The organism is Amycolatopsis sp. NPDC059027, assembly GCF_042739735.1.
GTDB lineage: Bacteria > Actinomycetota > Actinomycetes > Mycobacteriales > Pseudonocardiaceae > Amycolatopsis.
This window is the reverse complement of the sequence record NZ_JBHYIK010000001.1, coordinates 50943-70633: the sequence shown is the minus strand read 5'-3', so window position 1 is coordinate 70633 and position 19691 is coordinate 50943. Positions and strand designations below refer to the sequence as shown.

Sequence of the window (19691 nt, the reverse complement as noted above, 5' to 3'; positions counted from 1 at the left end):
CGGGGCGCGCGCCCCCGGCCCCCCCGGGCCCCCCCCCCCCGCCCCGGGGGGGGGTTGGGGGGGGGTGAGGTGGAGGGAAGCATCCGCCGGACCGGAGATGGGGGAACGGGTCGCTACCCGCTCAGGGGTGTACCGGACGCCGCGGGTTTCCGGTCGCCGGGCACCTTGCAGCCGTTCGGTTCGAGGGCGAACCAGGTACCGCCCGAACCGTGGCCCGTCGCCTGCCCCGGCGCGGTGTCCTTGGCGTGGCGGTAGACCGGCCAGCCGCCGACCGTGACCTGCCGGGTCCCGTCGGGCCGGAGCACCTGCCCGACGAGCTTTCCGTCCACTCCGGACACCGAGGTTTCGCCGGTGGCCACCAGCGGCGGCCAGGTGCGGGGGCAGTCACCGTCGCAAGCAGACTTCGGCGGCTGCTTGCCGTCCTTGGTGAACAGGTAGAGCGTCATCCCGTCCTGATCGGTCAGCACGGTGCCGAGCCCGTCGACCTCGGCGGTGGCGACGGCCGTGGACGGCCGCTGCGCCACAGCCCTCCCGTCGCCGGGGGTCACGGCCGTCCAGGTCCCGCCGGAACCGTCGCCCAGCGCGATCCCGGGCCCGGAGTCCTTGGCGTAGCGGTAAACCGGCCAGCCGCCGACGGTCACCTGGGTCCCGCCGTCGTCCCGCGGCATCAGGCCGACCAGCTGCTCCTGGACGCCGGTCACCTGCGGTGGCCCGTCGGCGAGCAGTGGAGGCCACTGTGCCGCGCAGTCACCGTCGCAAGTGGACTTCGACGGCCGCGCGCCGTCCTTCGCGAAGCGGTACAGCGTCCGGCCGTCCTGATCGGTCAGGACCGGCCCCAGGCCCTCCACCGCGCCGGCGGCGAGCTTGACGCGCGAGGATGCGGGCACCGCCGAGGTCACGGTCCGCCCGGCCGCCGACGCGCCGCGAACCTGGCCGGGATCGGTGTACCCGGCACCGCACGCCGCGAGGAAAGCCAGACCCGCCGAGCCGAGTACGGCGGCGGCCACGAGCCGGATCCGGTACATGGGTCGTTCTCCTCTTGCCGCGGGCAGAGCCGGTGCCGTTATTCGGCACAGTTCTTGCCACCGTTGACACAGCCGACCACCCGGTCCATCAGATCCCGGCTCATCACGTTGGCGAAATCGTCGTGGTCGGACAGCGGGTTGTGCTCCTCCTCCGGGAAGGAGTCCACTTTGTACTGTCCCTTTTGCTGGATGTCACGGGGAATGTCGTAGACCAGGGTGATCCGCAGCTGCGGCACCGCGGTGAACCCGCGCTTGCAGTTGCCGTTCTCGTTCGGGAACACGATGTGCGAGCGGTGGTCGTCGCTGTCGGTGTTCTCGCCGTCCCAGCAGCTCGGGAAGTCGTGGATCCGCTCCACCTTGCTGTTGTTCGGGCAAATGGGGTACTTCTCGGTGATCCGGTTCTCGAGGCCGGTACAGGTCCAGCTGGCCTTCGTGTTGGCCTTGCCGTTCACCGACGGCTTCGCGTCGCCGTAGAGGATGCGCAGGAACTTCGGCATGGCCTTCACCTTGCCGACCGGGCTGCCGCGGAAGGTGATCTTGGCGACCTCGGGCCGCAGGATCCGCCCGTCGTTGCCCGCGAGCTCGTTCTTGTCGTTGACACCCGGCAGCTCCTGCTGGTCGCCGTTGTCGTTGTTCCTGCCGTTCTGGTCGTCGTCCCGGTTGCCGCCGCGGTCGCGCTGACCGCCGTCCCGGCGTTTCACCTCGTTCCGGCCCTGATCGCCGTTCCGGCCCTGTGCCCGCTGATCGTTGTTCCTGTCGCCGGTGCGACCCTGGTTCCGGCCGCCGTTGTTCCCGTCACCGTTGTTCTCGTCACCGGTGTCGATCCGCACGACCGGCCAGAAATACGTCGACTGGTCACCGTTCTTGCACGTCGTACCCGCGGCCAGGAGGCTCTTGTTGCTCGAATCGGCGTTCGTGGACAGGTTGCCCACGTAGTCGTGCAGATGCTGCGCGCCGTTGCGGATCCCCGGCTGGGCGATGAAGTTGTCGGGGTTGAAGTGCTGTTCCTCGTTCCGTCCACAATCGACGGTGAACGTCCCGGTCGAGGCGCCGTCGCGCGCCTGTGGTTCGTCCTTGTTCGGCCGGACCTTGGTGATGTCGATGAAGAAGGACTTGTCGGCCTCGTCCGCGCCCGCCTGCTGGGGAGTGCCCGACGTGGCGTAGACCGCCAAGGCGCCGACGGCGATCGCCAGGCCGAGCGCACCGGTCGTCAGTTTCGTTCTGCGGCTGATCCGGTGCCTGCCCGTCGAAGCGGGCCGGGGATGATTCCGGGCCATAGACTTGGTCACCTCGTTCGTTTTTCCGGGCACGCCGAAAACCGGTGCCCGGCCATGAACTGCGAAGGAATTGCGGGGGCGCGATACACGGAGCCGGGAACGGTCTTCCTCCGGCCCGGCCACCGGGTGGATCCGGCGCCGCTGTCCCGGCGCCGCGGGGTCCTGCATCAGGGAATACGGACGGCGGCGCGATCCGGTTCAACCGAGATCTGTCCGTGATCTCCTCGTTATAGTATGCTCAGCGCACGATGGCGACGAGCAGCGTGTTGTCCTCGGTACGCACTTCGAAACGCGTGATGTCGGACAACGAAAGCGAGGTGTCGCCGCCGATGCGCAGCGGTTCGGGCGAACCCGCGATGCCGTATCCCTTGGCGGGCACCTTCCAGTCGGCCACGCGTTTGGGCCCGTCACGCGTGATCGCCCTGAGTTCACACACCATCGGCCCGACGATGCCGCGCAGTTCGAGTTCCACCGCGGCACCCCATTCCCGGGGCGAGACCGTGACCTGGGCGCTCACCGACGAACCCGCGTCGGCTCTGCCGAACGACGTCGCCGCGCCCGCCTGCCCGGTCGGCGCGGCCGAGGACGGTGGCGCCTGCGAAGACGGCGGCGGAAGGGAAGCCGACGCCGCGGCGGGCGAGGTCTCCGGCCGCACTGTCGGCACCGGGGCCGCCTGCGGGCCGATGGCGTCGGCGGGACGCACGGCCATCGTCACGAGCGGGCCGGCGATGACGGCCACCGCGGCGGCGGCCGCGCCCAGGAACCCGAGCCGGCGGCGCCGTTTCCGCTTGACCGCCGCCTCCTCCATCAGCGCGCGCAGCACGCGGGGGCCGGGCGCGAGCGCCCGCACGCCCGGCGCGGGCATCGGCGGCTCCGGCCAGCTCTTCTTCACCAGATCGAGAATGTCCGGCAGCTGGTAGAGCTCGAGCAGATCGAGCTGACAGTGCGGGCAGTCCATGAGGTGTTCCTCGAACCGCGCGCTGTCGGCCTCGCCCAGCACGCCGAGCACATACGCGGCGACGTCGGTGTGGGCGGACCCTGCCAACCTCAGTTCACCCCCGCTCGCGCAACGCCCGGCGTAGCGCCCGGACCGCATGATGGATGCGAGACTTGACGGTACCCGGCGGGACGCCCAGTGTCGCGGCGACCTCGTTCACGGTCCGGTCACGCAGGTACGTCTGCTGGATCGCCTCCCGCTGCTCGGGCGAAAGGCCTTGCAGCGCCTCGTAGACGATCATCGCGGCGAGCGTGCGGTCCGATTCGTCGGGCACGCAGATCGCGTCCGACGAGATCTCCTCGATCTCCTGAGGACGGACGCTGCGGCTGCGCCAGCCGTCGATGACGATACGCCGGGCCACGGTGAACAACCAGGCCCGCAGCATCTCCGGCTGACGGTCGAGCTTGTCCGCGTTCCGCCACGCCTTGATCAGGGTTTCCTGCACCACGTCCTCGGCCCACTGCCGATCGTGGCCGGTGAGCCTGAGCGCGAACGCCATCAGGGCCCCACCGAACTCCTGGTACAACGCCTTCGCCAGGTCGTCATGAGCATTCGAGGCGGAATCATGATCAGCGACCGGGCGCAGCGTCCGACTGTGCCGTCCCACACCGGACATCCTTGTGCCGCACCCGCTTGTTCGTCTAGTACCAAAATCTTGGGCCGTCCGGCGCAAAGTTTTTTGAACCGTTTCGCAGTCGTGTCCGTATCCCCTACCGAAGACCCCGACAGAGCGTTGACCCCCGCAACGCACGGTATCCACGAGGACGGACTGTCCATTGTGGATCTTTCGCGCCCTTTTCCGTTGCGTCGCCGCAACGGCGCGCTCCCCTGCCCGAGGAGAGAAAGCCGTGAACCGCATACTCCGCCGCCTCGCGCCGCCCGCGGTGTTCCTCACCGCGCTCGCGTCGCTCACCGGCTGTCAGGCGGGCGCCTCGTCCGGCGCCGGTTCGTCCGCACCGTATTCGCCGGGCTCCGGCGCCGGAACCATGCCGATGATGCCCACCGACGACACCGATCCGGCCAAGGCGTCACTCCAGGCCGCTCGCCCGTTCGATCTCGGCCCCATGGTCGTGGACGGCAGCGGTTACACCGTGTATCGCTACGACCGGGACACCAGCGCGCCACCCCGTTCTGTCTGCGTGGAAGCCTGTGCCCAGAAATGGACCCCGGTCCGCTCCAGCGGGGAGATCCCGCTGACCGGGATCGACAGGGCGCTGGTCGGCAAGGTCACCCGCGCCGACGGGAGCGACCAGGTCACCCTCGCCGGCTGGCCGCTGTACCGCTACGCCGAGGACCGGATGCCCGGGGAGACCTCGGGCCAGGGCACCGACCGCGCCTGGTACCCGGTCACCCCGGACGGGCACAAGATCGAGACGACCCAGGACACCTGGCGGGCCGATGCGTTCCGCCTCTGACCGTCCCGGCGCCGCGCGTTCCCTCCGGCTGCCCGGCCGGATCTGCGCGGTTCTCGCGGCGGCCGCGGCGCTGGTGCCGCTGGGCCCCGCCGGGGTCGCCGCCGCCCTCGACCAGTCCGACGCGACGCTGGTGGTCAAGGTCCGCCAGGCCGGGCTCTGGGAGATGCCGTCCGGGATGTGGACCGAGACGCGCTCGAACAACCCGAAGGTCAAGGAGGTCGGCCGCGCGCTGATGATCGACCACGGGCGGCTCGACGTGGTGACCCGTTCCCTGGCGGGCGATCTCGGCATCGCCCTGCCCGCCGAGCCGACCGCCGAACAGCAGGGCTGGCTCGCCGAGATGAGGAACGCGCGCGCCCCCGAGGACTTCGACCGGATCTTCGCCAACCGGCTCCGCGCCGCGCACGGCCAGATCCTCGCCACCATCGCCCAGGTGCGCGCGGGCACGCGGGACGACCGCATCCGCGCCTACGCGACCACCGCCAACCAGGCGGTGATGCGCCACATCACGCTGCTCGAAAGCACCGGGCTCATCGACTACACCGCGCTGCCCTCGGCGAACGTGGCCACCACTTCGGCGCCCGCGGGACAGGGCGGCCTCGCCCTGTCCACCATGGACGTCCTCACCGCGGCCGTCCTCGTCCTGCTGCTGGGCGGCGGAATCGTCTTCGGCCTGCGCCGGATCAAGGGCCATCGCGGACAAGCCGCCGCCGCGGTGTCCCGCACCAGAACGGGGGAAAGCCATGGTTGAGCACTGGCACGACGTGGCGATCACGCTGACCCAGCAGTTCCAGCCGAAGACGGACCCCGCCGCCCGCGGCGTCGCCGCCCTGTGCGCCCGCTTCGCCTACGCGGCCATGTGCCTCACCCTGACCTGGGGCGTGTTGACCGCCACCGGCTGGGTGCGTTCGGTGACCGGCCGGAAGGCGCTCCGCAACGGGCACATGGTGCTGGCGACCATGACGCTGGTCTTCGCCGGGATCCACGCGCTCGGCTTCTTCTACCTGACGATCAACCCGTACGGCCTCGACTACCTGTTCATCCCGTTCCTGCCGACGCAGGAATCGCGCCACACCGCCGGCATCATCGGCTTCGAGGTCATGCTGGCGATCGCGGTCACCGCCGGGCTGCAGCGCTGGACGTCCTACCGGCGCTGGCTGTGGCTGCACCGCTGCGCCTACCCCGCGGTCGGGCTCACCGCGATCCACGCCTGGTTCGGCGCGGTCGCCAACGGTCACCTGTCGATCCTGTGGCTGGGCGGGATCACCCTGCTCGTGCCCGCGGTGACCGTGGCACTGCTGCGCTTCCTGCCGGCGCGGACGCTGGAACGGCTCGGGCTCGTCGAGGAACAGGTGGCCTGACATGGGAATGCGGCTGCCCCTGGGGAACGGCCCCCGCATCAGCGTCGACAACGACCGCTGCGAACTGTACGGAATCTGCGCGATGGAGGCACCCGACGTGTTCGACCTCGGCAACGACGGCAGGCTGCGGTTCCGGAAACGCCTGCTCGCGCCGGACGACCTCGAGCAGGCCGTCGCGGCCGCCAGGGCCTGCCCGATGCAGGCCGTGGTTCTGAGAGGGGACATCCATGGCTGACGGCGACCGGATCGTCATCGTCGGCGCGGGTGTCGGCGGCCTCCGCGCCGCGGAACACCTGCGGGAGATCGGTTTCGACGGCGAACTCGTGCTGGTGGGTGACGAACCACGCCGCCCGTATCACCGGCCGATGGTGTCGAAGCAGCTGGTCATGGGCGCCGCCCGGCCCGCTGACGTCACGCTGTCGGCCTACCACGACCTCGACGTGCACTGGCGGCTCGGCACCCGCGCGACCCATCTCGACACCCTGGAGCGGGTCGTGCACCTGCCGGGCGGGGAATCGCTGTGGTACGACGGGCTCGTCATCGCGACCGGCGTGTACCCCCGGCATCTACCGGGTTCCCCGCGCTACGACCCCCGCGTGCGGGTGCTGCGCACCGTGGACGACGCGCTCGCGGTGCGGCGCTGTCTCGCCGCGAGCAACAAGCCGGCCGTGATCATCGGCAGTGGCCTGATCGGCAACGAGTTCGCCGCCAGCATGCGGTACCTCGGCCGCGACGTCACCCTGGTCGGCCACGCGCGGGCGCCACTGCACCGTTTCGGCGAGCGGGTCGCGAACTCCGTCGTCGCCCTGCACAACGAACACCGCGCGAAACTGGCGATGAAGTCGGAGGTGCGGCACTGGATCAGCACCAAGGAGACCGTCGGGCTGCACCTGACGAACAACCAGCTGCTCGTGGCGAGTGTCGTCGTCCTCGCCATCGGGAGCGTGCCGCAGGTGGACTGGCTGCGCGGGTCCGGCCTGGACATCTCCGACGGCGTGCTCTGCGAATCGACGCTGTTCGCCGAGGGCGCCGACGACGTCGTGGTCGTCGGGGACATGGCGCGCTGGCCCAATCTCCGCTTCGACGACAAACCCCGCCGCGTCGAACACTGGATCAACGCGGTCGAATCGGCCCGCGCGGGGGTGGAGAACCTCATGGCCGGCCGTTCGGCGGCGAAGCCGTTCACCCCGCTTCCCCGCGCGTGGTCGACCCTGTACGACGTCCGGTTGCAGACCGCCGGGATCCCCTCACTCGGCGAAGACACCGTCGGCCTCGCCGACGGCGTGACCGGATTCGTCCGCGGCGGCAGGCTGGTCGGGGTCTGCTCGTGGGACAAGCCACGAGCGATGCTGGACTGGACGGCCGAACTCGAACGCAGGCTGCCCGCTCCGGAATTCGTCCCCGCGGACGCCCCCACCACGGCGGTACCCATCCAGCCCGATCCCGCTGTGCTCCAGGATCCCTGGCTGGCCTCCGCGGTGGGGTGATCCGGGACGCGGTCGCGCGCGGCGGCCGCGTCCCCTCGCCGGCCACCACGTCCCCCTCGCGGCGGGAAGGGCGTGGTGGCCGGTTCAATCACGCGAGATCTCCGTTCAATCACGCGAGTTCCGCTTACAATCACGCGAGTTCCGCGTTCACGCACGGGTCTCGGGTCAGCCGAGGCGTTCCACGATGGTGACGTTGGCGGTGCCGCCGCCTTCGCACATCGTCTGCAGGCCGTAGCGGCCGCCGGTGCGGGCGAGTTCGTGCAGGAGGGTGGCGAACAGCTTCGTCCCGGACGCGCCGATGGGGTGCCCGAGCGCGATGGCGCCGCCGTTGACGTTGACCTTCGCCGGGTCGGCGCCGGTCTCGTCGAGCCACGCCAGCACCACGCTCGCGAACGCCTCGTTGACCTCGAAGAGATCGATGTCCTCGATGCTCAGCCCCGCCCGCTTCAGCGCATACGACGTCGCCGGGATCGGCCCGGTGAGCATCCACACCGGATCCGCCGCGCGCACGGCGATCGTGTGGATCCGCGCCATCGGCGTCAGCCCGTGCTCGCGGACGTAGGACTCGGACGCGATCAGCGTCGCGCTCGCACCGTCGGAGATCTGGCTCGCCATGGCGGCGGTGATCCGCGAGCCCTCGCTCAACGGTTTCAGCGCGGTCATCTTCGCCAGGCTGGTGTCCCGGCGCGGCCCCTCGTCGCGCCGGAAGTCGCCGAACGGCGCGATCTCCGCGTCGAACCGTCCACTGTCGACAGCGGCGACCGCGCGCTCGTGACTGCGCAGCGCGAACTCCTCCATCGCCTCGCGGGACAGGTCCCAATGCCCGGCGATCATGTCCGCGCTGCGGAACTGCGAAACCTCGACGCCGCCGTAGCGTTCCTGCCAGCCCTTCGAGCCGGAAAACGGATCCTCGAACCCGTACTCGCGCCCGGCGAGCATCGCCGCGCTGATCGGCACGGCGCTCATGTTCTGCACGCCGCCCGCGAGCACGAGGTCCATCGTGCCCGACAGCACCGCCTGCGCGGCGAAGTGCACGGCCTGCTGGCTCGACCCGCACTGCCGGTCGACCGTCACCCCGGGCACCTGCTGCGGGAACCCGGCGGCGAGCCAGCACGTCCGCGCGACGTTGCCGGACTGCGGGCCCAGCGTGTCGGTACAGCCAAGGATCACATCGTCCACATCGGACGGGTCCACTCCGGACCGTTCGACGACCGCGCGGATGGCGTGCGCGCCGAGATCGGCGGAGTGCACCCCGCTCAGCGCTCCCCCGCGCCGCCCGACCGGGGTGCGCACGGCGTCCAGGACATAGGCTTCAGCCACGGCTCCTCCTCTTCTTCGTCACCGGTGCGGCGATCCCGTCGAGCAGGATGCCGAGGTACCGCTCGGCCACGTCGCGGGCGCTCAGCGCGCCGTCCGGGTTGTACCAGCGGACCGCGACCCACACGGTGTCGCGGATGAAGCGGTAGACGAGTTCGACGTCCAGATCCTCGCGGAACACGCCCTCGGCGACGCCGTCGGTGAGGATCCCGTTCCACAGCTTGCGGAACTCGGCGTTGCGGTCGGCGAGATACGAGAACCGCGGCAGCCCCATGAGGTGCTTGGCCTCGTTCTGGTAGATCGCCACTTCGGCGGGCCGCCGGTGGATCGCGTCGAAGGACGAGACGACGACGGCTTCCAGTGTCTCGCGGGCACCGCGGCCCTCCGCCACGATCTCGGCGTAGGACCCGAACAGCTCGTCCAGGAACCCGGTCAGGATCTCGTCGGCCATCGACTCCTTCGAGTCGAAGTGGTGGTACAGGCTGCCGGAGAGGATGCCCGCCGCGTCCGCGATGTCCCGCACGGTGGTGGAGACGTAACCGCGGTCGGCGAACAGCCGCGCCGCGAGCGCGAGCAGCTCGGCGCGGCGGGATCCGGGGGCGTTCTTGGCGGCTGGACTCACGTCTGGACCTCACGCATGCTGGCTGCTCACGGACACGACTTCGCCGGTGAGGTACGAGGAGTACTCACTGGCGAGGAAAACCATGACATTCGCGACCTCCCACGGCTCCGCCGCCCTCCCGGAAACCTCGCGCGCGGTCAGCTCGGCGAGCAGTTCGTCGCTGGTCACCTTGGCCAGGAAGGCGTGCATCGCGATGCTCGGGGCGACGGCGTTCACCCGGACGCCGTAGGGCGCGGCGTCCACCGCGGCACACCGGGTCAGCGCCATGACCCCGGCCTTCGCGGCCGCGTAGTGCGCCTGCCCCTCCTGCGCCCGCCAGCCGAGCACCGAGGCGTTGTTGACGATCGCGCCTCCCCCGCCCTGCTCGGCGAACCGCCGCAGCGCCGCGCGAGTGGCGCGGAACGTGCCGTTGAGCGTGACGTCGAGCACGCGCGACCATTCCTCGTCGGTCATCTCCAGCAGCGACCTGGTCCCGCCGAGACCGGCGTTGTTGATCAGCACGTCGAGCCTGCCGAACTTTTCGACCGCCCCGTCGACGAGCGCCTGGACCTGTTCCTCGCGCGTGACGTCACACGGGATCGCGTGCACCTCACCGAACTCGGCGAGTTCCCCGGCCTTTTCGCCGAGGCGCCGTTCGTGCTGGTCGCTGACCACGATCCGGGCGCCTTCCTCCAGCGCGCGCCGTGCGACCGCGGAGCCGATGCCGGTGCCCGCGGCGGCGGTCACCACGACCACCTTGTCCCGCAACAGGTTCGCGCCCTCCGGATACTTCGGCACAGGAATCACGCTCGCGCCTCCCTAGGCAGGCCGAGCACGCGCTCGGCGATGATGTTGCGCTGGATTTCGTTGGAGCCGCCGTAAATCGTGTCGGCGCGAGTGAACAGATACAGCCGCTGCCAGGTGTCGAAGCCGTCCGGCGCGACCATGCCCGCGGCCCCGCGGACGAGCATCGCGAGCTCGCCGAGCGACCGGTGCCAGTTCGACCAGACGAGTTTCGCCACCGACGCGGCGCCCGGCGCGGCGTCGCCGAGGGTGCGGACGGCGTGTGCCCGCATCACCTCCAGCCCTGCCCAGGCCCGGTCGATCCGCTCGGCCACGAACGGATCCGCGTCCGCCCCGGTCCGCTCGGCGAGTTCGGTCAGCGCCTCCAGCTCGCGCCGGAACCCGACCTGCTGGCCCAGTGTCGCGACGCCGCGTTCGAAGGCCAGCGTGCCCATCGCGATCCGCCAGCCGTCGCCCGGTTCGCCGACCACGAGATCCTTCGCGGTCCGCGCACCGTCGAAGAACACCTCGTTGAACTCCGAGGTCCCGGTCATCTGCCGGATCGGCCGGACGTCCACTCCGGACTGTCGCATCGGGACGAGCAGATAGGACAGACCGTGATGACGCTTCGAGCCGGATTCGGTGCGCGCCAATACGAAACACCAATCGGCGACGTGCGCGAGCGACGTCCACACCTTCTGCCCGCTGATGACCCATTCGTCACCCTCGAGCCGCGCCGACGTCGAAACGGCCGCGAGATCGGATCCGGCGCCCGGTTCGGAATAGCCCTGGCACCACAGCTCCTCGACGGCCACGATCCTGGGCAGGAACCGGCGCTTCTGCTCCGGTGTCCCGGACGCCAGCAGTGTCGGCCCGAGCAGTTCCTGGCCGACGTGACTGACCCGCGCCGGGGCGTCCGCGCGGGCGTATTCCTCGTGGAAGATCACCTGCTGCTCGAACGACGCGTCCTGCCCGCCGTACTCGGCGGGCCAGCCGAGACAGTTCCAGCCACCGGCGGCCAGCTCCTTCTCCCAGGCGACGCGCTCGTCGAACGCCTCGTGCTCCCGGCCGGGACCGCCGAGGCCGCGCAGGGCGGCGAACTCGCCGCGCAGCCGCTCGGCGAGCCAGCTCCGGATCCGCGCCCGGAATTCGGTGTCCGCCAAGGCTCCTCCTCACTGAGCACTTCGGCCGCTGGCCAAATCGGGGACTCCTGCGTAGGCTACCCTACCAAGCACTTGTTAGGGAGGTCTCGATGCGGGAGCCGACCATCCCGGCGGCACTCGACGCCGCCGCGGAGCACTTCGCCGATCACGAAGCGGTCGTCGACGGCGACGTCCGGCTGACCTTCCGCGACCTCCGGCGGCACGTGCGGCGCTGCGCGGGGTTCTTCCACGACCGGGGAATCCGGCCGGGTGACCGAGTCGCGGTCTGCTCCCCCAACACGTGGCACTGGGTCGTCGCGGGGCTCGGCGCCTTGTACGCCGGAGCGACCCTCGTGCCGATCAGCACCCGGTTCACCGCGCCGGAGACCACCGACATCCTCACCCGCGCCAAGGTGTCCGCGCTGGTCGTGACCGGCCGGTTCCTCGGCGTCGACAGGCTCGCCGCCCTCGGCGGGGCGCTGCCGCCGACCGTGCTGCGCGTCCCGGTCGAAGGCGTCGAGGAGGGACTGAACGGCGTCACCGAATGGGACGCGCTCGCCGCGTACGACGAGGAGTTCGCCAGCCCGGCAATGCCGGACGACGTCAGCGACATCCTGTTCACCTCGGGCACGACCGGCCGCAGCAAGGGCGCGATGAGCAGTCATCGGCAGGTCCTCGGCGTCGCGCGGGCGTGGGCGGAATGCGGGCGCGCGACCGCGGACGACCGTTTTCTGGTGATCAACCCGTTCTTCCACAGTTTCGGATACAAGGCCGGAATCGTCGTCTCGCTGCTGACCGGGGCGGCGCTCGTGCCGCAACGCACTTTCGACGTCGCCGAAACGCTGCGGCTGATCGAGACCGAGCGGATCACCGTCCTCCCGGGCGCGCCGACGATCTACCAGGTCCTGCTGGACGCGCCGGACCGCGCGAACCACGATCTGTCCAGTCTCCGGCTCGCGGTCACGGGCGCCGCGGTCGTGCCCGTGACCCTCGTCGAGCGGATGCGCGCCGAACTGGGTTTCGACACCGTGCTCACCGCGTATGGGCTCACCGAGGCCGTGGTGGCCACGATGTGCCGTCCCGAAGACCCGGCCGAGGTGGTCGCCAGGACAGCGGGCCGGGCCACCGCGGATTTCGAGGTGAAGCTCGGGGAACGCGACGAAATCCTTTTGCGCGGCCCGAACGTGATGCTGGGTTACCTCGACGATCCGGAGGCGACGGCGGATGCGATCGACGCGGACGGATGGCTGCACACCGGCGATGTCGGCGAGCAGGACGCGCGGGGCAATTTGCGGATCACCGACCGGCTCAAGGACATGTACACCTGCGGCGGCTTCAACGTCTACCCCGCCGAGGTGGAACAGACGCTGGCCCGGCTGGACGGCGTCGCCGAATCGGCCGTCATCGGCGTCCCGGACCACCGGCTCGGCGAGGTCGGCAAGGCACACGTCGTCCTCCGCCGCGGCCACACACTGTCCACAGAGGACGTCATCGCGTACTGCAAGGAAAACCTGGCCAACTACAAGGTTCCCCGTTTCGTGCACTTCCGCGCCGAGCTGCCGCGGAATCCGTCGGGGAAGGTACTGAAGCGAGTTCTGCGGGAGGAGTCCGATGGATGAGGTGGTGCGCTACGAACGGCGCGGCCCGGTCGCGCTGGTGACCATGAACCGGCCGGAGTACCGCAACGCGCAGAACTCCGCGATGACCTACGCGCTCGACGCCGCGTTCACCCGTGCCGTGGACGACACCGAGGTCAAGGTGATCGTGCTGGCGGGCGCGGGAAAGCATTTCTCGGCGGGCCACGACATCGGCTCACCCGGCCGCGACGCGGACGTCTCCTTCGAACGCAAGGCCGTGCTGTGGTGGGACCACGTCGGCGCCGAGGGCGGCGACCAGCGGTTCGCCCGGGAGTCCGAAGTGTACCTGGGAATGTGCCGCCGCTGGCGGGAAATCCCCAAGCCGACGATCGCGAGCGTGCAGGGCGCGTGCATCGCCGGGGCGCTCATGCTGGCGTGGGTGTGCGACCTCATCGTCGCCTCCGACGACGCGTTCTTCGCCGATCCCGTGGTACGCATGGGCATTCCCGGCGTCGAGTACTTCGCCCATCCCTGGGTACTCGGGCCGCGGGCGGCCAAGGAAGTGCTGTTCACCGGCGAGCGGTTCACCGCCGCGCAGGCGAAGGAATGGGGCATGCTCAACCGGGTCGTGCCCCGGGCCGAGCTGGAGGCCGAAACCCTTGCCCTGGCGGAGAAGATCGCCGAGATGCCGCGGTTCGGGCTCGCGCTGGCGAAGAAGGCGGTCAACCAGGCCGAAGACCTGATGGGCCTGCGGTCCGGAATGGACTCGGTGTTCGGGTTGCACCACTTCGCGCACGCCCACAACGCCGAGCTGTCGGGCGGTGACTCGCTCGGCGGGCAGGACGCCCGTTCCATGCGTGACGCCGGACGGGGGGCCTGATGGATCTCGAACTCGACGCGCCGGCCCGCGCCTTCCGTGACGAGGCCCGCGCGTGGCTGGCCGAGCACGTGCCGGCCGAGCCGTTGCCGTCGTTCGACACCGTGGAAGGGTTCGCCCGGCACCGGGAGTGGGAGGCACAGCTCGCGGACGCGCGCTGGTCGGTCGTCTCGTGGCCGCGTGATCTCGGCGGTCGCGACGCGAGCCTGCTGGAGTGGGTGCTGTTCGAGGAGGAGTACTACGCGGCGGGCGCGCCGGGCCGGGTCAACCAGAACGGCATCTTCATGCTCGCGCCCACGCTGTTCTCCCACGGTACCGAGGAGCAGCTGCGCCGGATCCTGCCGAAGATGGCGCGCGCGGAGGAGGTCTGGGCACAGGCGTGGTCGGAGCCGGAGGCGGGCAGCGACATCGCCGCGCTGCGCAGCACCGCGTCCCGTGTGGACGGTGGCTGGGTGCTGAACGGCCAGAAGACATGGAGTTCCCGCGCCGCGTTCGCCGATCGCGCGTTCGGGCTGTTCCGCAGCGATCCGGACGCCGTGCGCCACCGCGGCCTCACCTACCTGATGGCCGATCTGCGTGCCGAGGGCGTGACTGTCCGCCCCATCCCGCAGCTGGACGGGGAGCCGGGTTTCGCGGAGATCTTCTTCGACGACGTGTTCGTCCCCGACGAGGACGTGATCGGCGCCCCCGGCGAGGGCTGGCGGGTCGCGATGACGACCGCGAACAACGAACGCGGCCTTTCGCTGCGCAGCCCCGGCCGGTTCCTCGCCGCCGCGGATCGGCTTGTCGACTTGTGGTCCCGCGCGGACCGTCCCGACGCGACGGCCGAGCGGGTCGCGGACGCCTGGATCGGCGCGCGGGCCTACCAGCTCTATACCTTCGGCACGCTCACCCGGCTCGCCGAAGGCGCCGAGCTCGGCCCGGAGTCGAGCGTCAACAAGCTGTTCTGGTCCCATCTCGACGTCGCGCTGCAGGAGACCGCGCTGGACGTGCTCGGCCCGGCCGCGGAACTGCGCGGGCCGTGGACGGACGGCTGGCTGTTCTCCCTGGCCGGTCCGATCTACGGCGGCACCGACCAGATCCAGCGCACGATCGTCGCCGAACGTCTGCTGGGCCTGCCTAAGGAGAAACGATGAAGTTCGCGCTGTCGGCCGAGCAAGCCAGCTTCGCCACCAGTCTCGGCGACCTTCTGTCCACACTGGACACCGACGCCGCGAACCGGGCGTGGGCCGCGGGGGATCCGGCTCCCGGCTTGAAGATCTGGCGCCGCCTCGCCGATCTCGGCGTCACCGCACTGGCCGTCCCGGAGCCTTTCGGCGGGCTGGCGGCGGAAGTGGCCGATCTCGTCGTCGCCTGCGAAGCACTCGGCGAGTACTGCGTTCCCGGGCCGTGGACCGACACGGTGGCTGTCGCGCCGGCCCTGCTCGGTGACGACCGGCTCGCCAAGCTCGCCACCGGCGAGACACTCGCGTCGGTCATCTTCGCCCCGCACGTCCCCTACGCGCTGGACGCCGACGTCGCGGACGTCCGGATCGCCGTCGACGGGTCCCGGCTCCGCTCGTTCACCCCCGGCGACACGCTGTCCTCTCTGGACGGTTCCCGGCGCTTGTCCCCCGGTACCCCCGACGCCGATCTCGGTCCAGCCCAGGACGCCGGGCGTGCCTTCGAACTCGGCGTGCTGGCGACGGCGGCCCAGTTGCTCGGCGCGGGCCGCTGGCTCCTGGACGCGTCGGTGACCTACGCCGGGCAACGCCGTCAGTACGGCCGGGAAATCGGCCAGTACCAGGCGGTCAAGCATTTGCTGGCCGACGTGGTCACCGCGCTCGAACTCGCCAGGCCCCTGCTGTACGGCGCGGCGGTCACGATGGCACCGGAAGACGTCTCGGCGGCGAAGGTCGCGTGCGGTGATGCCGCGTTGCTGGCCGCCCGCACGGGCCTGCAGGTGCACGGCGCGATCGGCTACACCGCCGAACACCCGCTCGGCCTGCGGCTCACCCGCGTCCGCGCGCTGGCTTCCGCCTGGGGGACGGCGGAAATCCACCGGCGGCGTGTACTGGAGACGGTGGCCCGATGACCTTCACCCCGGAACAGGACGAACTCCGCGCGGGAGTCCGGAAGCTGCTGGCCCGCGAGGCGAACCCGTGGCCCGCGCTGTGCGAGCACATCGGCGTCGCCGCCCTCGCGGTCCCCGAACGGTTCGGCGGGCTCGGCGCGGAAACCACCGACGTCCAGGTCGTCGCCGAGGAGCTGGGACGTGTCCTCGCGGACGTGCCCTTCCTCGGCTCCGCGGTACTCGCCGTGCACGCCCTGCTGGCGTGCGGCGACGAAGCCGCTTGCACACGGCTCCTCCCCCAGCTCGCCGAAGGCACCGTCGGCGCCCTGGCGTGGACCGACGAACACGGTGACTGGTCGACCACCCAGTTCGCGTGCCGTGGCGATGAATCCACAGTGGACGGAACTGCGCACTACGTTCTCGACGGCGCGAACGCGCCGGTCCTCCTGGCCATCGCCGACACCGGGACCGGCCCCGTTCTGTACGAAGTGGACACTCGGCAGGATCGGGTGCACCGCGTGGCCGTGCCCGCGATGGACGAGACCCGCGCGCTCGCCACCATCACCTTCGACCACGCCATGGCACGTCCGCTCGGGCCCGTCGATCCGGCACAGATCCGCGATGTCGCCTGCGCGGTGCTCGCCGCAGAACAGGCCGGTGCCGCGGCGCGAGCGCTGGAGCTGACCGTGGAGTACGCCGGGCAGCGCCGCCAGTTCGGTCGCCCGATCGGGGGCTTCCAGGCACTCAAGCACCGGATGGCCGATCTGCACGTCCTGGTGGAGACTGCGCGTTCGGCGGCCTACGCGGCGCCGGAGTCGTCCCGGCTCGCCGCGGTCGCGAAGGTGCACTGCTCGGAGGCGCTGAGCACGGTCGCCGCCGAAATGATCCAGCTGCACGGCGGGATCGCCGCGACCTGGGAACATCCAGCCCACCGGTACTTCAAACGCGCCCACGCCACGGCGCAGCTCTTCGGCGCACCGCACCGGCACCTGCCGCACGTTCGCCCGGTCAGCTGAGGTTCCTGCGCTAGAGTCTTCACACTGCGTTTCAGCGGGTGGGGTGGGGGCGACGAGCGTGTCGAAGTGGAGAGCCCGAACGGCGTATCGGATCCCGTGGCTGGTCGCTGTCCTGCTCCTCTCGTACTTCGTGGTGAGTTCGGCTCCGCCGCGGGACGGGGTGCCGGAATTCCCGGCCGCCGCCGGGGCAGGCCAGACACGGACCGTCACCGGCTGGCGGTTACAGTCGAGCGGGCAGGCCGGTCAGGACGGTGCGGCGCTTTCTTCGCCGTCTTACGACGACGGGGCGTGGACCTCGGTGCCCGCGCGCTCGACCGTCCTCGGCGGGCTCGTCGCGGCGGGCAAGTACCCGGATCTGAACTATTCGGCGAGCCTGCGGGACAAGGTGAATCCCCAGGACTTCACCGTGCCGTGGTGGTATCGGACGACGATCACCGCCGGCCCGAAACCGGAGACGCACACCTTCGTGGACCTGCCGGGCGGCGTGATCCCCAAGGCCGAGGTGTGGTTCAACGGCACCATGATCGCCGGGCCGGACGTGGTCGCGGGAGCGTATCCGGCACACCACTTCGACGTTTCCGGGCTGGTGCGGCCCGGCGTCAACGCGCTGGCCATCAAGGTGTTCCCGTCCTCGCTGTGCCTCGACCCCGAGACGGACCCCTGTCCGGACCTGTCGATCGGTTTCCTCGACTGGAGCCAGCCGCCGCCGGACAACAGCATGGGTGTCTGGCGTGACGTCCGGTTCGTCGAGACCGGGGCGGTGTCCCTGCGCGATCCACGGGTGGTCACCCGGCTGGCACTGCCGGACCTGGGCTCGGCCGAGCTGACGGTCAAGGCGGATCTGACGAACAACACCGATCAAACCGTTGTGGCGAAGGCCGACGGGAGGATCGACTCGTTCTCCTTCGGGAAGACCGTCACTCTCGCACCGCACGAGAGCGTGACGGTGACCTTCGAGCCGGTCCACCTCGATCACCCCCGGGTCTGGTGGCCCGCCCAGATGGGCGACCAGCCGATGTACCGCCTGACGATGGCGGTGTCCGCGGACGGCACCCCGTCCGACCGGGCCGGCACGGACTTCGGTGTCCGCGACGTCCAGTCCCGGCTGAACGACGCCGGGGACCGGTACTACACCGTCAACGGCAAGCCGTTCCTCGTACGCGGGGCGGGCTGGGCGCCCGACCTGTTCCTGCGCTACGACGCCAGGCGGCTCGAGGACGAGTTCTCCTACATCCGCGATCTCGGCCTGAACACGATCCGGCTGGAGGGCAAGGGCGAGAACGACGAGTTCTACCAGCTCGCCGACCGGCTGGGCATCATGCTGCTCCCCGGCTGGGAGTGCTGCACGAAATGGCAGGCCTACGCCAAGTGGTCCCCGGCCGACCACGCGGTCGCCAAGGCCTCCGCGGTCACCGAAGGGCACCGGCTGCGCAACCACCCGAGCATCCTGGGGTTCTACGTGGGCAGTGACACGGCCCCCGCTCCGGAGGTCGAGAAGGAGTATCTCGACGGGCTCGCCGCGTCGGACTGGCAGGCGCCGATCATCTCGTCCATCGGCTGGCGCACCAGCCCGCGGCTGGGCCCGTCCGGGAACAAGGGCCTCGGCCCCTATTGGTGGGTGCCGCCGTCCTACTGGTACGGGAAGCAGAAGGGCGGCGCGTTCGGTTTCGAGGCGGAGCACGGGCCAGGCCCTGCCATCCCGGACCTGCGCAGCCTGGAGAAGATCCTTTCGCCGCGGGAACTGGCGGATCTCTGGCAACACGGTGACAAACCGCAGTTCCACCTTTCCTGGTCGTCGAACTTCGACCGGCTGGCCGAATACTCCACCGCGCTGGAACGCCGCTACGGGAAGCCCGCCGATCTGGCGGATTTCGCCGAGAAGTCACAGCTGGCCAACTACGAGGTCAACCGGGCCCAGTTCGAGGCATACGGCGCCGAACAGTCCACAACGGACAGACCGGCGACGGGGACGATCTACTGGCTGCTGAACAACGCCTGGCCGTCGCTTTTCTGGCATCTGTACGACTACTCGATGGCACCTTCCGGCGGGTACTTCGGCGCCCGGACCGCGCTACGGCCGCTGCATGTGCAGTACCGCTACGACAACTCCGCCGTGGCGCTGGTGAACACCGGACTGCGGGACGCCGGACCGTTGTCCGTCCAGACCACGGTTTTCGATCTCGACGGCACCCAGCGCTACGATCACACCACGAACTCGGTGACCGCCAAGGGAAACGCGGCGTCCACTCTGGACACCGTGCCCGTCCCGGACGGTGTTTCCACCACCTATTTCGTCCGGCTCCTGCTGCGTGACGCACAGGGAAACGTCGTCGATCGCAACGTCTACTGGCTTTCGACCAAGCCGGACGAAGTGAACTACCAGGCCGACGAGTGGCGACTGAGCCCCCAGACCGCGTATGCCGACCTCAGCGGTCTGCGCCGGCTCGCCCCCGGCACCGTGTCCGTGAACGCCGGCAGCGAGGCCCGCGGCGACGACGTCACCACGACCGTCACCCTGACCAACACCGGCGACAAGGTCGCGTTCTTCCTCCGCGCCACAGTGACCGCCGACGGCGGCGAAGTCGCACCGGCGATCTGGAGCGACGACTACGTCACCCTCTGGCCAGGCGAATCGGTGGCGCTGACCGCGAAGTACCGCCGCGCGCTGCTTCACGGCGCCGAACCCGTGGTGCAGTTGAACGGCGTCAACGTGGAAACACGGGAACTGGCGGCGGCCATCCGCTGAGCTGCCCAGGTGGGGCC

The 19691-nt window shown here is 70.2% G+C and carries 19 protein-coding genes; 11 read left to right on the top strand and 8 right to left on the bottom strand.

What is annotated here, in order from left to right:
* Positions 1-113 precede the first annotated feature (113 nt).
* The 4 genes from ACFWY9_RS00325 to ACFWY9_RS00310 form a co-directional block, all read right to left on the bottom strand.
* Entirely contained in the window at positions 114-1025 is a 912-nt protein-coding gene (locus ACFWY9_RS00325; protein ID WP_378337788.1) for a hypothetical protein, read from the bottom strand.
* 38 nt (positions 1026-1063) lie between these two features.
* Positions 1064-2302 carry a DUF1996 domain-containing protein gene (locus ACFWY9_RS00320; protein ID WP_378327621.1) on the bottom strand — a complete coding sequence of 413 codons (1239 nt, stop codon included), beginning with the start codon at positions 2300-2302 and terminating at the stop codon, positions 1064-1066.
* Positions 2303-2540: 238 nt separating this feature from the next.
* Positions 2541-3347, bottom strand: a complete 807-nt coding sequence (locus ACFWY9_RS00315; protein ID WP_378327622.1) for a zf-HC2 domain-containing protein — start codon at positions 3345-3347, stop codon at positions 2541-2543.
* Between the two features lie 7 nt (positions 3348-3354).
* A complete protein-coding gene (locus tag ACFWY9_RS00310; protein WP_378337787.1) occupies positions 3355-3906 on the bottom strand; it encodes a sigma-70 family RNA polymerase sigma factor in 552 nt (183 codons plus the stop codon).
* A 241-nt stretch (positions 3907-4147) separates the two neighbouring features.
* Between ACFWY9_RS00310 and ACFWY9_RS00305 the strand changes: the two genes are divergently transcribed.
* From ACFWY9_RS00305 to ACFWY9_RS00285, 5 genes are read left to right on the top strand one after another with little or no spacing between them, the layout of a single operon-like run.
* Positions 4148-4714, top strand: a complete 567-nt coding sequence (locus ACFWY9_RS00305) for a hypothetical protein (protein ID WP_378337786.1) — start codon at positions 4148-4150, stop codon at positions 4712-4714.
* Positions 4698-5465: a DUF4142 domain-containing protein gene (locus ACFWY9_RS00300; RefSeq protein WP_378327625.1), complete on the top strand. Its 768-nt coding sequence runs from the start codon at positions 4698-4700 to the stop codon at positions 5463-5465. The genes ACFWY9_RS00305 and ACFWY9_RS00300 overlap by 17 nt, the downstream gene beginning before the upstream one ends.
* Positions 5458-6075 carry a ferric reductase-like transmembrane domain-containing protein gene (locus ACFWY9_RS00295; protein ID WP_378337785.1) on the top strand — a complete coding sequence of 206 codons (618 nt, stop codon included), beginning with the start codon at positions 5458-5460 and terminating at the stop codon, positions 6073-6075. Before ACFWY9_RS00300 ends, ACFWY9_RS00295 begins: the two co-directional genes overlap by 8 nt.
* 1 nt (position 6076) lies before the next feature.
* Positions 6077-6310 (top strand): ferredoxin, encoded by a 234-nt coding sequence (locus ACFWY9_RS00290; RefSeq protein ID WP_378327627.1) that lies wholly within the window; start codon positions 6077-6079, stop codon positions 6308-6310.
* Entirely contained in the window at positions 6303-7562 is a 1260-nt protein-coding gene (locus tag ACFWY9_RS00285; protein WP_378327628.1) for an NAD(P)/FAD-dependent oxidoreductase, read from the top strand. The genes ACFWY9_RS00290 and ACFWY9_RS00285 overlap by 8 nt, the downstream gene beginning before the upstream one ends.
* Before the next feature lie 165 nt (positions 7563-7727).
* Here the strand turns inward: ACFWY9_RS00285 and ACFWY9_RS00280 are convergent, their stop codons facing one another.
* The 4 genes from ACFWY9_RS00280 to ACFWY9_RS00265 are packed head-to-tail and all read right to left on the bottom strand — an operon-like array spanning position 7728 to position 11426.
* Complete coding sequence (locus ACFWY9_RS00280) at positions 7728-8882, bottom strand: acetyl-CoA C-acetyltransferase (protein WP_378337784.1); 1155 nt, start codon at positions 8880-8882, stop codon at positions 7728-7730.
* Positions 8875-9501: a TetR/AcrR family transcriptional regulator gene (locus tag ACFWY9_RS00275; RefSeq protein WP_378327630.1), complete on the bottom strand. Its 627-nt coding sequence runs from the start codon at positions 9499-9501 to the stop codon at positions 8875-8877. The genes ACFWY9_RS00280 and ACFWY9_RS00275 overlap by 8 nt, the downstream gene beginning before the upstream one ends.
* Before the next feature lie 9 nt (positions 9502-9510).
* A complete protein-coding gene (locus ACFWY9_RS00270; RefSeq protein ID WP_378337783.1) occupies positions 9511-10287 on the bottom strand; it encodes an SDR family oxidoreductase in 777 nt (258 codons plus the stop codon).
* Entirely contained in the window at positions 10284-11426 is a 1143-nt protein-coding gene (locus tag ACFWY9_RS00265) for an acyl-CoA dehydrogenase family protein (RefSeq protein WP_378337782.1), read from the bottom strand. Before ACFWY9_RS00265 ends, ACFWY9_RS00270 begins: the two co-directional genes overlap by 4 nt.
* Positions 11427-11515: 89 nt before the next feature.
* Between ACFWY9_RS00265 and ACFWY9_RS00260 the strand changes: the two genes are divergently transcribed.
* Genes ACFWY9_RS00260 through ACFWY9_RS00235 form a run of 6 tightly spaced genes read left to right on the top strand, consistent with a single transcriptional unit; the run spans position 11516 to position 19674 of the window.
* Positions 11516-13024 carry a FadD3 family acyl-CoA ligase gene (locus tag ACFWY9_RS00260; RefSeq protein ID WP_378337781.1) on the top strand — a complete coding sequence of 503 codons (1509 nt, stop codon included), beginning with the start codon at positions 11516-11518 and terminating at the stop codon, positions 13022-13024.
* On the top strand, positions 13017-13862 hold the full coding sequence (locus ACFWY9_RS00255) for an enoyl-CoA hydratase (RefSeq protein WP_378327634.1): 846 nt from the start codon (positions 13017-13019) through the stop codon (positions 13860-13862). Before ACFWY9_RS00260 ends, ACFWY9_RS00255 begins: the two co-directional genes overlap by 8 nt.
* The gene (locus tag ACFWY9_RS00250; protein ID WP_378337780.1) at positions 13862-14995 is read left to right on the top strand and encodes an acyl-CoA dehydrogenase family protein; all 1134 of its coding nucleotides are present in this window, start codon (positions 13862-13864) and stop codon (positions 14993-14995) included. Before ACFWY9_RS00255 ends, ACFWY9_RS00250 begins: the two co-directional genes overlap by 1 nt.
* Complete coding sequence (locus ACFWY9_RS00245; protein WP_378327636.1) at positions 14992-15933, top strand: acyl-CoA dehydrogenase family protein; 942 nt, start codon at positions 14992-14994, stop codon at positions 15931-15933. Before ACFWY9_RS00250 ends, ACFWY9_RS00245 begins: the two co-directional genes overlap by 4 nt.
* Entirely contained in the window at positions 15930-16928 is a 999-nt protein-coding gene (locus ACFWY9_RS00240; protein ID WP_378337779.1) for an acyl-CoA dehydrogenase family protein, read from the top strand. The genes ACFWY9_RS00245 and ACFWY9_RS00240 overlap by 4 nt, the downstream gene beginning before the upstream one ends.
* 58 nt (positions 16929-16986) lie before the next feature.
* Entirely contained in the window at positions 16987-19674 is a 2688-nt protein-coding gene (locus ACFWY9_RS00235; protein WP_378337778.1) for an exo-beta-D-glucosaminidase, read from the top strand.
* Positions 19675-19691 lie beyond the last annotated feature (17 nt).

Bases quoted from the DNA above. Each gene is read 5' to 3' on its own strand.
- ACFWY9_RS00250 (WP_378337780.1), top strand. From the start codon at position 13,862: ATGGATCTCGAACTCGACGCGCCGGCCCGCGCCTTCCGTGACGAGGCC.
- ACFWY9_RS00290 (WP_378327627.1), top strand. From the start codon at position 6,077: ATGGGAATGCGGCTGCCCCTGGGGAACGGCCCCCGCATCAGCGTCGAC.
- ACFWY9_RS00240 (WP_378337779.1), top strand. From the start codon at position 15,930: ATGACCTTCACCCCGGAACAGGACGAACTCCGCGCGGGAGTCCGGAAG.
- ACFWY9_RS00245 (WP_378327636.1), top strand. From the start codon at position 14,992: ATGAAGTTCGCGCTGTCGGCCGAGCAAGCCAGCTTCGCCACCAGTCTC.
- ACFWY9_RS00295 (WP_378337785.1), top strand. From the start codon at position 5,458: ATGGTTGAGCACTGGCACGACGTGGCGATCACGCTGACCCAGCAGTTC.
- ACFWY9_RS00300 (WP_378327625.1), top strand. From the start codon at position 4,698: ATGCGTTCCGCCTCTGACCGTCCCGGCGCCGCGCGTTCCCTCCGGCTG.
- ACFWY9_RS00320 (WP_378327621.1), bottom strand. From the start codon at position 2,302: ATGGCCCGGAATCATCCCCGGCCCGCTTCGACGGGCAGGCACCGGATC.
- ACFWY9_RS00285 (WP_378327628.1), top strand. From the start codon at position 6,303: ATGGCTGACGGCGACCGGATCGTCATCGTCGGCGCGGGTGTCGGCGGC.
- ACFWY9_RS00260 (WP_378337781.1), top strand. From the start codon at position 11,516: ATGCGGGAGCCGACCATCCCGGCGGCACTCGACGCCGCCGCGGAGCAC.
- ACFWY9_RS00325 (WP_378337788.1), bottom strand. From the start codon at position 1,025: ATGTACCGGATCCGGCTCGTGGCCGCCGCCGTACTCGGCTCGGCGGGT.
- ACFWY9_RS00255 (WP_378327634.1), top strand. From the start codon at position 13,017: ATGGATGAGGTGGTGCGCTACGAACGGCGCGGCCCGGTCGCGCTGGTG.